This is a genomic window from Streptomyces sp. NPDC054794 (assembly GCF_053611585.1).
The window spans coordinates 18,882-31,120 of sequence record NZ_JBSHAQ010000082.1; the positions used below are offsets into that span (position 1 = coordinate 18,882).

Below are 12,239 nucleotides of genomic sequence, written 5' to 3' on the forward strand. Positions count from 1 at the left end.
CGGCCGGGACGGCCTGCCCGCTGCCTGCGGTGCACGAGATGTCGGTGTTCGTCGTCATGGGTGTGTCCGTGATCGTTCGTGGTGCGGGGAGGGATGTGGTGCTTACGGGCTTGGAGTGCGGCGAACCTCATTGCTGCCAGTCGGATACGGCGAGCGTGCGTTCTGCGGGGACGGGTGGCACCCCGTCCTGTCTCCCCCATATCGCCGACCGGGGACGTCGCGGATGGGCCGAGCGGTGTGCGCCGATGGTCCTGAGACGGACGACGGCATCGAGTCCCCCGCCGGAGGCGGCCCGCAAGGTCACCTCGCCGCCCGAGGCACGGGCCAGCTGCCGCACGATGGGCAGGCCCAGCCCGGTGCCCTCGTGGTCGGCGTCGTTCGCCCGCCAGAAACGGTCGAAGGCGCGTCGCCGCTGATCCTCGGTCATGCCCGGACCCTGGTCGATCACGTGCAGTTCGACTGCTGCGGGCAGACCGCCTGCCCATGCGGTGGCCAGGGTGATCGTGGTTTCGGGCGGCGAGACGCGCAGGGCGTTGGAGAGCAGGTTGTCGATGATCTGCTCCAGGGCGTCGGGGATGGCCCACACCCGGCCGATCCTCGGCCCGGCCACGACGATGTCCACGTAGTGCTCGCCGGCGAAGGCGGCCCACACGGCCGCGCGGTCGGCGATGACGGCGTCCAGGTCGGTGGCCTCCGGGGTGGTCGCCGCGTTCTCCAGCCGGGCCAGGGCAAGCAGACCGTGCACCATGCGACTGAGCCGTTCCACCTCGCCCACCGCCTCGTCGAGGCTGGGTTGTGCCCGTGGGTCGAGATAGGGCTCGAAGTTCTCCAGTCGCAGCCGCAGCGCGGTCAGCGGGGTCTTCAGCTGATGGGACGCCTCCGAGGCGAAGGCGTGCTGGGCCTTGAGCAGATGCTGCAGCCGGGTCGCGGTGCGGACGAAGCAGGAGGCCAGGCGCCGCAGCTCGGGGGGCCCGAGGTCGGTGGCGGGCAGGTCCTTCAGGGTGCCGTCGGCGAGCTGCGTCGTGGCGTGCTCCAACGCCCGCACCGGGCAGGTGATCCAGCGGGCCAGCGCGAGAGCTATCAGCGCGACGGCCGCCAGCACCCCCAACCCCCCGACCGCCAGCGCCAGCCAGGCGTCATGAACCTTGACCGTCACCGCGGTGAGGGGAAACGACACCCGTACGACGCAGCGGATCGTGCTGCCCGAGGCGCCCGGCACCGTGGCGAAGAAGACGTCCTCACCGAGGACCGGATCCTGCCGGGTGCCGGAACTGGACCGGTTGGCCAGGGCGGTGGCGATGTCCGGCCGCGCGGACAGGTCCGTACCCGTGGGCACGACATTGCGGGAGTCGCTGAGCAGTTTTCCTTTTCTGTCGACGACGACGACATGGCCGCCGGTGCGCCGCGCGAAGCTCGCCACCTGTTCGGGAACGTCGGTGACGCCCGGCCGCTCGACCTTTTCCTCCAGCATTTCCGTGAGCATGACCGCGGCCTGCTGCCCGTTTCCGGTGAACCGTGACATCTCCCCACGGGCGTAGACGTAGCCGAACGGCACTTCCAGGCACAGCAGCACCAACAGGGTGAGGCTGACATAGCTGAGCAGGAGGCGGCGGGTCACCGGTCACCTTCTCGGACGTTCTCCTCGGCCTGCCCGGCGGCCGCGGCGTCGGCGGGCGGCGCGAGCCGGAATCCCACGCCGCGGATGTTGTCGATCCAGGCGGCGTCACCGAGTTTGCGGCGCAGCGCGGCGACATGGACGTCCAGGGTCTTGGTGGGGCCGAAGTAATGCGGTTCCCACACGGCGTCCAGGATCTGCTGCCGGGTGCGGACGGCGCCGGGATCGTCGGCGAGGTAGGCGAGCAGGTCGAACTCCTTGGGCGCGAGGGCCACGGAGGACCGGTGCAGGTGGACCCGGCGGCCCCGACGGTCGATGGTCAGCGGGCCGATCCGCTGGGCGTGGGCCACCGGATCGGGGCGGAGGCCCTCCGTGGCGGGAGCGGCCGGGCCCGGCTCGGCCGCGGCGGGTCCGGCACGCCGGAAGACGGCGCGGATCCGTGCGACCAGTTCCCGGACCCCGAACGGCTTTGACAGGTAGTCGTCGGCTCCCAGCTCCAGACCGAGAACCCGGTCGACCTCGTCGTTTCTCGCGCTGATCATGATGATGGGCACCTGGGAGCGCAGCCGGAGCGTCCGGCAGACATCGATGCCGTCCATGTCGGGCAGTTCCAGATCCAGCAGCACCATCGCCGTTTCCGCCGCGGCGAGCCCGTCGGCGCCGGTACGGGCGTGCTCGACGGTGAACCCGTAACGGCTCAAGCCCTCCATCAGCGGGCCGGCGACCCGGTCATCGTCCTCGATCAGTAAGAGACGCACATCATTTGACCCTACGGGCCCCGCTACAGCACAACGCCAGTGAAATGACAGTGCCGAGCAAACAGACTGTTAAGAAAGTACAGCGCGGGACTCTCCGGCCAGGGCCATGCGGCCAATTGTCCGCAGACAGTTCCGTTCCACGACACGGCGGAGCGGACGGAATACTGGATCGATTCTGACCCCGTCCTTCCTTTTCTCTGGGAATCGGCTAACCAACTATCCCGTAACGTTGACGGCAGCTGATCGCGGACGGCGCTCGCATTCGCGCTTTCTTTTCGCCTCCGCGGCATCCCCCTTGCTTTCCTATGCCACGGGACGGTGAAACATGCCGTACAGCAGCACGATCGACGAACTGCGCCACGCACGCCCCGATCTGGTCGACCCCTTCATGGCCGCGCTCCCCGGTGCGCGTGCCACGGTGCTCGGCCGGCTCTGGGGTGCGTTCGCCCGCGAACCGCTCCCCGGTATCGCCGACCGCGACCACGACACGGGCACCCTCGTCATCCGCCTCTCGGACGGCGGGCCGCTCGCGGGCCCCGCCGCCGCGGCGGAACGATTCGCCTCGATCCCGGCCGACTTCACCGTGCGGGGCCCCGACGGACCGATCGACGAGCCGGCCCGGCTCCTCGCCGTACTAGGAGTCCACCCGGAGACCGCGTCGCGTCTGGCCGCCGAGCTCGACAACAGCGTCGCCAACCTGGCACTGGCCCGCGCGGCGAACCCCGGGCCGTACGAGGTACGGGACTCCGCCGACGCCGAACAGGCCGTGGTCGACGGCCACCCCCAGCACCCCTGCTGCCGCACGCGCACCGGACTGTCCGTCGCCGAAGTGCTCGCCTACGCGCCCGAGCACCACCCCGTCATAGCACTGGCGCTCGTCGCCGTACCGGCCGATCGCTGGCAGGGCACGGGTGACTGGCCGCGGGAACTGTGCGACGGCGACACCGTCCTGATGCCGGTCCACCCCTGGCAGCGCGCCCATGTCCTCGCGCACCACCCCGACCTCGCGGTCGTGGACCGTACGATCGCCGCCCGCCCACTGCTGTCGATGCGGACCGTGTCCCCCCTCGACGCCCTGCCCGGCTGTCACATCAAGACGGCGCTGGACGTGCAGGTCACCAACTACCGGCGCACCATCTCCCCGGCCGAGGTGGCCGACGGAGTCCCCCTGTCCGAGCTGGTCACCGCCGTCGTCGACAAGGCCGGCCACGGCGACAGCCTGCGCGTCCTGCGCGAACTCGCCGGTGGCGCCGTCCGCGTGAACGGCCGGCCTTCGGCGAGCCTGGCGGCGATGATCCGTGAGGCCGGCGAACGGCACCTCGGTCCCGAGGAGATCGCCGTCCCGCTCACCGCCGTCCACGCCACCGGGGCCCGCCTGGTGAGCGGCGACCCGGTCACCTGGCTGGCGGAGTTCGCCGAACTCGTCCTGCCGCCCGCGCTGATCCTGTTGTCCATGGGCGTCGCCCTGGAAGCCCACGGCCAGAACACGCTCGTCGCGCTCCGCGACGGACGCCCGGTGCGGGTGCTCTACCGCGACCTGGACGGTGTGCGCATCCACCCGGGCCGGCTCGCCCGCCACGGCTTCTCGCTCCCGCCGCTGGACGGCACCCGGGCCAGCAACGACGAGACGGCGCTGCGCACCAAGCTGTTCGGCGGCCTGCTCAGCGGCGTCTTCAGCGAGCTGGTCTCCGTGTTGTCGCGCACCCACGGCGCCGACCCCGAGCAGTTGTGGGCAGCGGTGGCCGCCGTCGGCCGCCGCGTCTACGCCGACCTTCCCGACGCGGGCGCGGACCGGGAGGTGTTCTTCGGCGACACGCTGCCGCTGAAGGCGACCATCGCGATGCGCCTGGCCGAAGCCTCCGGTGTCGCCCAGTGGACTCCCGTCCCCAACCCCCTGGCCCGCCACCGCTGACCACCCGCTTCCGTCCGCCGGGCCCGGCCGGCCTCCCGCACCCCTCCTTGCACCGACTGGAGTCCTTCCGCATGACCGTCCCCAGCACCATCGGCGCCGTTCTCGCCACCACCGACAGTCCCGACGGGGCCGCCGACGCCGTCACCGCCCACACCCTGCTCAACTGCCTGATCCGCGAGGTCTCCGCGCCCGAGCGCCAGGTCACCGTCGACCAGGACGACCTGCTGCTGTGGCTGCCCCGCCGCGACGTCCTGCTCCGCGTCCCCCTGCGCCGTGTCTCCCTGATCGGCGCGCACCGCTTCGACGGCCCGATCGAGCGGCATGACAGCGGGGACTGGTTCGCGATCGGATGGCGCGAGCTCGCCGGATACATCCAGGACGAACTGGAACTGCGCACAGGCCTGGCCAACGACGAGTTCCTGGCCCAGGTCACCGACAGCCGGAACACCATCCACACCGTCCTGGAGCGGCGTGCCACCGCGGCCCTGCCACAGGACCCGTACCTGGAGTCCGAGCAGTCCCTGGTCTTCGGCCACCGCTTCCACCCCGCGCCCAAGTCGCGCACCGGCGACCCCGAGGACTGGCTGGACTACGGCCCCGAGACAGGCACCCGCTTCCCGCTGCGCCACCTCGCCGTCCACCGGCGACTGGTGCGCGAGGAAGGCGACCTGAGCAGGCTCGACGCGCTGCATCCGTACGGGCGAAGGGACTACGTGACCCTGCCGGTGCACCCGTGGCAGTACCGGCTGCTCGCCGACCACCCCGCCCTGCGCGAGGCCCTGGCCGCGGGCTCGATCGTCGACACGGGGGTCGCGGGCCCGGACTTCGTCCCCACCGCCTCGGTGCGGACCCTCTACCAGCCGGACGCCGACACGTTCCTGAAGTTCAGCCTCAACGTCCGCCTGACCAACTGCGTCCGTAAGAACGCCGCGTACGAGCTGTCCGGTGCCGTGGCCCTCAACCGGCTCCTCCACCCCGTCTTCGACGACATCGGCCGGACCCATGCCGGGAGTTCACTGCTCGCCGAGCCGGGCTACCGCACCCTCGCCCTCGACAACCACCTCTCCCTCGTGGAGGGCTTCGGCGTCATCGTCCGCACCGGGCTGCGCGAACACCTGCGTCCGGGCGTGACCCCGCTGCTGGCCGCCGCGATCGCCGACGAGCACCCCACCAGTTCGGCCCACGTCTCCCGTCTCCTGGCATGCGGTGACGGCGATGTGCTCGCCTGGTGGGACGCCTATCTCGGGCTGCTGCTGCCCCCGGTCCTGACCGCCTACTTCGAGCACGGGATCGTCCTCGAACCCCACCTCCAGAACGTCGTCGTCGGAGTGAGCGCCGACGGCACCCCCGCCCAGATGATCTTCCGCGACCTGGAGGGAACCAAGCTCGTCCCCGAACACCACCGCCCGTTCCTCGCCGCCCTGCCCGAGGACGTGCGCACACCGATGACGTACGACGCCGAGCGCGGCTGGAACCGGGTGGCCTACTGCCTCCTGGTCAACCACACCGCCGAGGTCCTCGCCGCCCTCGCCGACACCGACCCCGCCCTGGAACCCGCCCTGTGGGGCCTGGTCCGCGACCACCTCGACGCCTACTCCCGCGCTACGGGCGAGCCGCCCCGGCTGCGCGCCCTGCTCTCGGGCGTCCCGCTGCCCGCCAAGGCCAACCTGCTGCTGCGCTGGTCCCGGCAGGCCGACCGGCACGCCGACTACGTCCCGCTGCCCAGCCCGCTGGGCGAGGGCTTCCCGCGCGAGGTGACCCGGTGAGGCAGCAACTTCTCCAGTACGTCGCCGAGTCGGCCGCGCAAGACCTCCCCGCCTATGTCTACGACCTGCGGGACCTGCGCGAGCACGCGGCCGCCATCCGTGCCGCCCTGCCCGAGCGCGTCCAGCTCTTCTACGCCGCCAAGGCCAACTCCGACCCCCGCCTCCTGGACGTCCTGCGCGACCACGTCGACGGCTTCGAGGTCGCCTCCGGCGGCGAACTCCACCACGTCCGGACGATCTGCCCCGATGCGCCGATCGCCTTCGGCGGCCCCGGCAAGACGCCCGCCGAACTCGAACAGGCCCTCCAAGCGCCAGTGAACCGCCTGCACATCGAGAGCGAACAAGAACTCCACCAGCTCACCAGCGTGCTCGCCGAGCGCACCGTGGACGTCCTGCTCCGGGTCAACCTCCCCATCGCCCTCGGCCCGGTGGCCCTCGCCATGGGCGGCCGGCCCAGCCCCTTCGGCCTCGACCCGAGCCACCTCGACCGGTGCCTCGCCCTCATCGCCGACGACCCCCGCATCCGGCTGCGCGGCATCCACGTCCACCTCGCCAGCGGCCTCGATGCCGCCGCACACCTCGACCTCGCCGGGCAGGTCGTGACCTGGGCGAGGGAATGGGCCGACCGGCACGGCGTGGAGCTGACCGAGGTCAACCTCGGCGGTGGCATGGAGGTCGACTACGCCGACCCCGGCCGGCGCTTCGACTGGGCGGCCTTCGGCGCCGGCCTGCGCCGCCTGCTGGAGGGCCGTCCCGGCCTGACCCTGCGCGTCGAACCGGGCCGCTCGGTCTCCGTGTACTGCGGCTGGTACGTCACCGAGGTCCTCGACATCAAGCGCAGCCACGGCCGCGCCTTCGCCGTTCTGCGCGGCGGCACCCATCACCTGCGCACGCCGGCCACCAAACAGCACAACCAGCCGTTCACCACGATCCCCGTCGACACCTGGGACCGGCCCTGGCAGCGCCCCGAAGTCGAGGACGAACTCGTCACGCTGGTCGGGCAGTTGTGCACGCCCAAGGACGTCCTGGCACGCGACGTCCGGGTAGGACGGCTGCGCGTCGGCGACAGGATCGCCTTCTCCCTGGCCGGGGCGTACGCCTGGAACATCTCCCACCACGAGTTCCTGATGCACCCCGCGCCGCGGTTCCACCACCTCGACCACGCGCCCGTCCCCGCCGGATGCCTCCCGTAGCAGGCCGGGCCATGAGCAAGCACCGCCGCGTCCGCAGAGGTGGGAAGCGACGGGCCCCGAGCGAGGCACTCGCCACGCTCGGGGCCCGCAGCTTCCGCCGCTACCTGATCGGGCAACTCGTCTCCAACATCGGCACCTGGATGCAGCGCGCCGCCCAGGACCTGCTGGTCCTCCAGCTCACCGGCAACAGCGGCAGCGCCGTCGGCACACTCACCGCGCTGCAGTTCCTGCCGCAGACACTCTTCGGGCTCTCCGGGGGCGTCTTCGCCGACCGGTTCGCCAAACGCCGCCTGCTGATCGTCACGCAGTCCGCCATGGGGGTGCAGTCGCTCGTGCTGGGCGTACTGACGGTCACCGGCGCGGTGAACCTGTGGGCGGTGTACCTGCTGGCCTTCCTGCTGGGCACGGCCACGGCTCTGGACAGCCCGGCCCGAGGCGCCTTCGTCTCCGAACTCGTCGGCCGGGAACGCCTGGCCAACGCGGTCAGCCTGAACTCCGCGCAGTTCAATGTCGCCCGCGCGATCGGTCCGGCCGTCGCGGGCCTGGCGGTCGCCGCCGCGGGCACCGGACCCGTCTTCCTGGTCAACGCGGGCTCGTACCTCGCCGTTCTCTACGGTCTGATCTCCATCCGCGCCGACGAACTCCACGCGCCCAAGGAGAAGAACCGCGCGAACACCCGCCTGTCGGAGGCGTTCCGCGCCATCCGCGCCACCCCCGAACTGCTGCTGCCGATCACGGTCATCGCCTTCGTCGGCACCTTCGGCTTCAACTTCCAGGTCACCATCTCCCTGATCGCCATAACGGTCTTCAACTCGGGCTCGGCCGCCTACGGTTACCTGTCCGCCGCCTACGCCATCGGCAGCCTCGTCGGCGCGCTGAGAGGTGCCGGCAGACGAAAACCTCCCACTGCCCGCCGCCTGGTCACCGCCACGGTCGTGTTCGGCATTCTGGAGGCCCTGGCCGGCTTCATGCCCGGCTACGCCACCTTCCTGCTCGTACTCCTGCCCACCGGGGTGGCCTCCGTGACCGTGATGACCACGGCCAACGCCATGACCCAGCTGAACGCCGACCCGGGCATGCGCGGCCGCGTCGTCTCCGTCTACCTCCTCGTCCTGCTCGGCGGCACTCCGATCGGCGCCCCTCTGGTCGGCCTGGTCGCGGACACGGTCGGCGCCCGCTTCAGCCTCGTCCTCGGCGGCGCGATCTCCGCCGTGGCCGCCGTCAGCCTGTCGGCCGTGATCACGTCACGCTCCCGCACCACCCGGGAGAGCACTCCGCTCACCGCGGTCGCGTCACCACCGCCCATAGCCGTCGACGGCCGCCTGACATGAGACAGGTTCAGGGGCGACGACGCGTCGCCTCCCGCGCCACTTTCTGGCATCCGTGGCGAAACTTTGGTCATCTGCTGGGCTTGTGCTCTCCGTCTGCTGGGCCGTCTCTCGACAGCGTCTTCCTAGGGTCGTTGCCGTCCCCCGGTGGTCCGACTCACGGATCCCCGAATCATCGAATCCCCGCAATATGGAGACGAGTTCATGCGTACTCTGCCCCGTCGTGCCCTTCTCGCCGCTCCCGCCGCCGTGCTGATGTTCGCCCTCGCGGCCTGCGGCGGCGGTTCCGCCGGCGCCGTCGACACCGACGAGAAGAAGGAACCGCCGCTGACCGGAGACATCAAGCAGAAGGCCGAGGCGGCGGCCATAGCCGCCCATCCGGGCACGGTGATCAAGTCCGAGGAGGACGCGGAGAAGCCCGGCATGTACGCGGTGGAGGTGAAGAAGGAGGACGGCACCACGGTCGAGGTGTACCTGGACAAGTCCTTCAAGGTGAGCGGCACCAAGCAGGAAGGCACCGAGGAGACGGAGAACGACGGCTGAGCCGCGAGGGTCCCCGCTCCCGCCGCCCGGCCGCTCCCACCCTCCCTGGTGATCGGCCGGGCGGCATCCCGTGCCCGCTCACCGTCCCGTACGCCACCCAGGTCACAGGCGGCATCCCATGAACAGCCCAACTCTTCTGGCACAGCCGTGCGAGCCTTGCGCCATGCGGCTCCTGCTCATCGAAGACGACGACCGAATCGCCGGCCCGCTCACCGAAGGGCTCGGCCGGTACGGGTTCACCGTGGACCATGTCCGCACCGGTGCCGCCGGACTCGCCGGCACCGGGCACTCCCCGGACCTGGTCCTGCTGGATCTCGGCCTGCCCGACATGGACGGCCTCGACGTCTGCCGCAACCTGCGCGCCGGCTCCGCCGTGCCGATCATCATGATCACCGCCCGGGGGGACGAGGCCGACCGCATCGTCGGCCTCGAACTCGGCGCCGACGACTACCTCGCCAAGCCCTTCGGCGTACGGGAGTTGGTGGCCCGCATCCGAGCGGTCACCCGCCGCACCAGCGGCGCGCTGCCCTTCCCCGCGCCGGTGCGTCAGGCCGCGCCCGAGGCTCCCGGGCCGCAGCTGCTCGGCCCCCTGGAGCTGAACCGCCGCACCCGCCAGGTCCGCCTGAGCGGCACCGACGTACCCCTCACACCACGCGAGTTCGATCTGCTGGCCTACCTCGCCGAGGACCCCGGAACGGTCCACTCGCGGCAGCAGATCATGGACACGGTGTGGGACCCCCACTTCTTCGGCCCCACCAAGACCCTCGACGCCCATGTGGCCGCGCTGCGCCGCAAACTCGGCGACCCGGCCTGGATCACCACGGCTCGCGGTGTCGGCTTCCGCCTCACCGCCCCCGGCCTGGACGCGGAAGCCGGGGCGGCCGGATGACCCGACGTCTGCTGCTCAGCTACCTCGGCCTGGCGATCCTCGTGCTGGCCGGGCTGGAGATACCGCTCGGCTGGATCTACGCCCGAGGAGAGATCTCCCGTGCCTCCCAGAGCGTCGAACGCGACGCCTCGATGCTCGCCGAGGTCACCGAGGAGAACATCGAGAAGGGCAACCTCGACGCACTGCCCGATGTCATCGGCGATTACGCCACCCGCACCGGCGGCCATGTCGTCGTCACCGACCGGAACGGCCTCGTCCTGGCCGACTCCGACCCGTCCGGCCGCACGCACATCGACATCTCCGCCCAGCCGGACATCGCCCGTGCCCTGCGCAACCGACCGACCGTGGCCACCGGAGACGACGTGCTGTCGGCCACCATGCCGGGCCATTCCGGTACGACGATCCGGGGCACCGTGCGCCTGACCTACCCCATCGCCGAGGTCAACGCCCGCGTGCACCGCATCTGGGGCGCTCTCGCCCTGGCCGGAGCCTGCATCCTGGCCGCCGTCGCGCTGGCCGCGTTCACCCTCGCCCGCTGGATCACCCGGCCCCTGCGCACCCTGGAGGCCGCCACCGCCCAGTTGGCCGACGGCCGGCTCACCGATCCACCGGACGCCACCACCGGCCCGCCCGAACTCCGCAGCCTCGCCGCCTCCTTCACCCGTACGGCGACCCGCCTGCAACAACTCCTCAAGGCCCAGCACGCGTTCGCCTCCGAAGCCTCCCACCAGCTGAAAACCCCGCTGACCGCGCTGCGCCTGCGCCTGGAGAACTTCGAGCCCCACCTCGACCCACGGGCCCACGGCAGCCTGGAGGAAGCGGTCGGCGAGGTGGAACGCCTCAGCCGTATGGTGCAGGGCCTGTTGGCCCTGGCCCGCCTGGAGAACAGCGCCACCACCCCGGAGCCGGTCGAGCTGGACGCCGTGATCGCCGACCGCGTCGCTATGTGGGAGTCGCTGGCCGCCGAACAGTACGTGGTCCTCGACGTCACCGGACGCCCCGCCGGGCGGGTGTGGGCCATCCCCGGGGCGCTGGAGCAGGTCATAGACAACCTGGTCGCCAACGCCCTGCGCGTCTCCCCGCCCGGCACGACCATCACGCTCCACCGCGCGCCCGGCGCCGAACTCCACGTCATCGACCAGGGCCCCGGCATGACCGAGACCGACCGCGCCCGCGCCTTCGACCGGTTCTGGCGCGCCTCCGACTCCCACCACGACGGCACCGGCCTCGGCCTGCCCATCGTCCGCCATCTGGTGCACGCCTCCGGCGGCGAGATCACCCTGCACCCGGCCCCGGGCAGCGGCCTGGACGCCGCCGTCCTCCTGCGCCCGGTGACCGGCGGACGGTCACGCGGCGGAATCGGGGCGCCTCGATCGACACCGGTCACGGCGGTGGGATACCGCCACTAGCTGAAGTCTCGGTCACGCCTCATCGGGCCAGCGCCTTCGGACTTCGGACCGGACGGCGTCGATGAACTCGGCGGGCGGTCCGTAGAGGTGGTCGACGATGTAGTGGATGATCAGGTTCGGGGCTACGTACAGCACACCGTCGTCCGAGACCGCCCTGATCTCCGCATGGCCGAGCCGGTAGGTGATCCCCGCCCGCTCCGAGGTCGCCGTGTGCTCGGTGTACTCCCCGCAGAGCGTGCACGAGTGCCAGCCCCTGCTCCGGTGCTGCCGCAGCGAACCGAGATCGATGATGTTCGCGAGGTCTTCCTCGGAGACCTCGTCGACGGAGTAGTCGAAGCCGGCCTCGAGCCAGCCGATGGTGAGGCCCTCGGGCTTTGCGTGGTAGTCGTAGTCATAGAGCGAGAAATCCGGGTAGTAGGTCACAGGTCGGTTCTGGAGTGGCCCCGTGGCTCTCCGGCCCTCAGCGTCCGCGGGGGCGGCGGGAGATCACCTGGGGGAGGCTGCCGGCCTTCCAGTAGCCGTCGAGGATCTTGAGCAGGCGCTCGGTGTCGCGGAAGACCTCGGCGATGCGGTCGCCGTATTCCTCGAAGAGCGGGTCGCTCCACCATCTTGCGGCCGGCCCCGGAGAAGGGTCCGGCCCAGCTTCTCGCGGTGGTACACGCGCATGGTGACATGGCCGCAGATCGGACAGGTTCGCTCGGTCACGGGCAGGTGCAGTTGGGCGCCGAGCGCCTCAAGATGCTGCTGGTCGTAGGGGCGGGGCATGGGTCTGCGACCTCTCTGGGGAGTTGGGCGGGCGCCGAGCGGGTCGGCCGCGGTGGGAGGC

At 71.1% G+C, this 12,239-nt stretch carries 10 protein-coding genes; 7 read left to right on the forward strand and 3 right to left on the reverse strand.

All coding sequences use genetic code 11. The features are described from left to right. Window positions 1-127: 127 nt before the first annotated feature. Both ACWGKT_RS45130 and ACWGKT_RS45135 read right to left on the reverse strand, forming a co-directional pair. Complete coding sequence (locus ACWGKT_RS45130) at window positions 128-1,618, reverse strand: sensor histidine kinase (RefSeq protein WP_453278283.1); 1,491 nt, start codon at window positions 1,616-1,618, stop codon at window positions 128-130. Further along, window positions 1,615-2,373: a response regulator transcription factor gene (locus tag ACWGKT_RS45135; protein ID WP_453278284.1), complete on the reverse strand. Its 759-nt coding sequence runs from the start codon at window positions 2,371-2,373 to the stop codon at window positions 1,615-1,617. Before ACWGKT_RS45135 ends, ACWGKT_RS45130 begins: the two co-directional genes overlap by 4 nt. Before the next feature lie 325 nt (window positions 2,374-2,698). Between ACWGKT_RS45135 and ACWGKT_RS45140 the strand changes: the two genes are divergently transcribed. The 7 genes from ACWGKT_RS45140 (at window position 2,699) to ACWGKT_RS45170 (ending at window position 11,413) form a co-directional block, all read left to right on the forward strand. Continuing rightward, entirely contained in the window at window positions 2,699-4,285 is a 1,587-nt protein-coding gene (locus tag ACWGKT_RS45140) for an IucA/IucC family protein (RefSeq protein WP_453278285.1), read from the forward strand. 71 nt (window positions 4,286-4,356) lie between these two features. Next, window positions 4,357-6,051, forward strand: a complete 1,695-nt coding sequence (locus ACWGKT_RS45145) for an IucA/IucC family protein (protein ID WP_453278286.1) — start codon at window positions 4,357-4,359, stop codon at window positions 6,049-6,051. Next, window positions 6,048-7,244, forward strand: a complete 1,197-nt coding sequence (locus ACWGKT_RS45150) for a type III PLP-dependent enzyme (protein ID WP_453278287.1) — start codon at window positions 6,048-6,050, stop codon at window positions 7,242-7,244. The genes ACWGKT_RS45145 and ACWGKT_RS45150 overlap by 4 nt, the downstream gene beginning before the upstream one ends. Before the next feature lie 11 nt (window positions 7,245-7,255). Next, entirely contained in the window at window positions 7,256-8,575 is a 1,320-nt protein-coding gene (locus ACWGKT_RS45155; RefSeq protein ID WP_453278288.1) for an MFS transporter, read from the forward strand. Between the two features lie 201 nt (window positions 8,576-8,776). Further along, a complete protein-coding gene (locus ACWGKT_RS45160; protein ID WP_453278289.1) occupies window positions 8,777-9,115 on the forward strand; it encodes a PepSY domain-containing protein in 339 nt (112 codons plus the stop codon). A gap of 163 nt (window positions 9,116-9,278) precedes the next feature. Next, window positions 9,279-10,004, forward strand: coding sequence for a response regulator transcription factor (locus ACWGKT_RS45165; RefSeq protein WP_453278290.1), 726 nt, complete (start codon window positions 9,279-9,281; stop codon window positions 10,002-10,004). Next, window positions 10,001-11,413 carry a sensor histidine kinase gene (locus tag ACWGKT_RS45170; RefSeq protein WP_453278291.1) on the forward strand — a complete coding sequence of 471 codons (1,413 nt, stop codon included), beginning with the start codon at window positions 10,001-10,003 and terminating at the stop codon, window positions 11,411-11,413. The genes ACWGKT_RS45165 and ACWGKT_RS45170 overlap by 4 nt, the downstream gene beginning before the upstream one ends. A gap of 12 nt (window positions 11,414-11,425) precedes the next feature. Here ACWGKT_RS45170 and ACWGKT_RS45175 read toward each other — a convergent pair whose 3' ends face one another. Beyond that, window positions 11,426-11,836: a DUF7919 family protein gene (locus ACWGKT_RS45175; protein WP_453278292.1), complete on the reverse strand. Its 411-nt coding sequence runs from the start codon at window positions 11,834-11,836 to the stop codon at window positions 11,426-11,428. Between the last annotated feature and the right edge of the window lie 403 nt (window positions 11,837-12,239).

Coding starts and splice junctions, on each gene's coding strand:
- ACWGKT_RS45140 (WP_453278285.1), top strand. CDS start 2,699: ATGCCGTACAGCAGCACGATCGACGAACTGCGCCACGCACGCCCCGAT.
- ACWGKT_RS45145 (WP_453278286.1), top strand. CDS start 4,357: ATGACCGTCCCCAGCACCATCGGCGCCGTTCTCGCCACCACCGACAGT.
- ACWGKT_RS45155 (WP_453278288.1), top strand. CDS start 7,256: ATGAGCAAGCACCGCCGCGTCCGCAGAGGTGGGAAGCGACGGGCCCCG.
- ACWGKT_RS45160 (WP_453278289.1), top strand. CDS start 8,777: ATGCGTACTCTGCCCCGTCGTGCCCTTCTCGCCGCTCCCGCCGCCGTG.
- ACWGKT_RS45165 (WP_453278290.1), top strand. CDS start 9,279: ATGCGGCTCCTGCTCATCGAAGACGACGACCGAATCGCCGGCCCGCTC.
- ACWGKT_RS45170 (WP_453278291.1), top strand. CDS start 10,001: ATGACCCGACGTCTGCTGCTCAGCTACCTCGGCCTGGCGATCCTCGTG.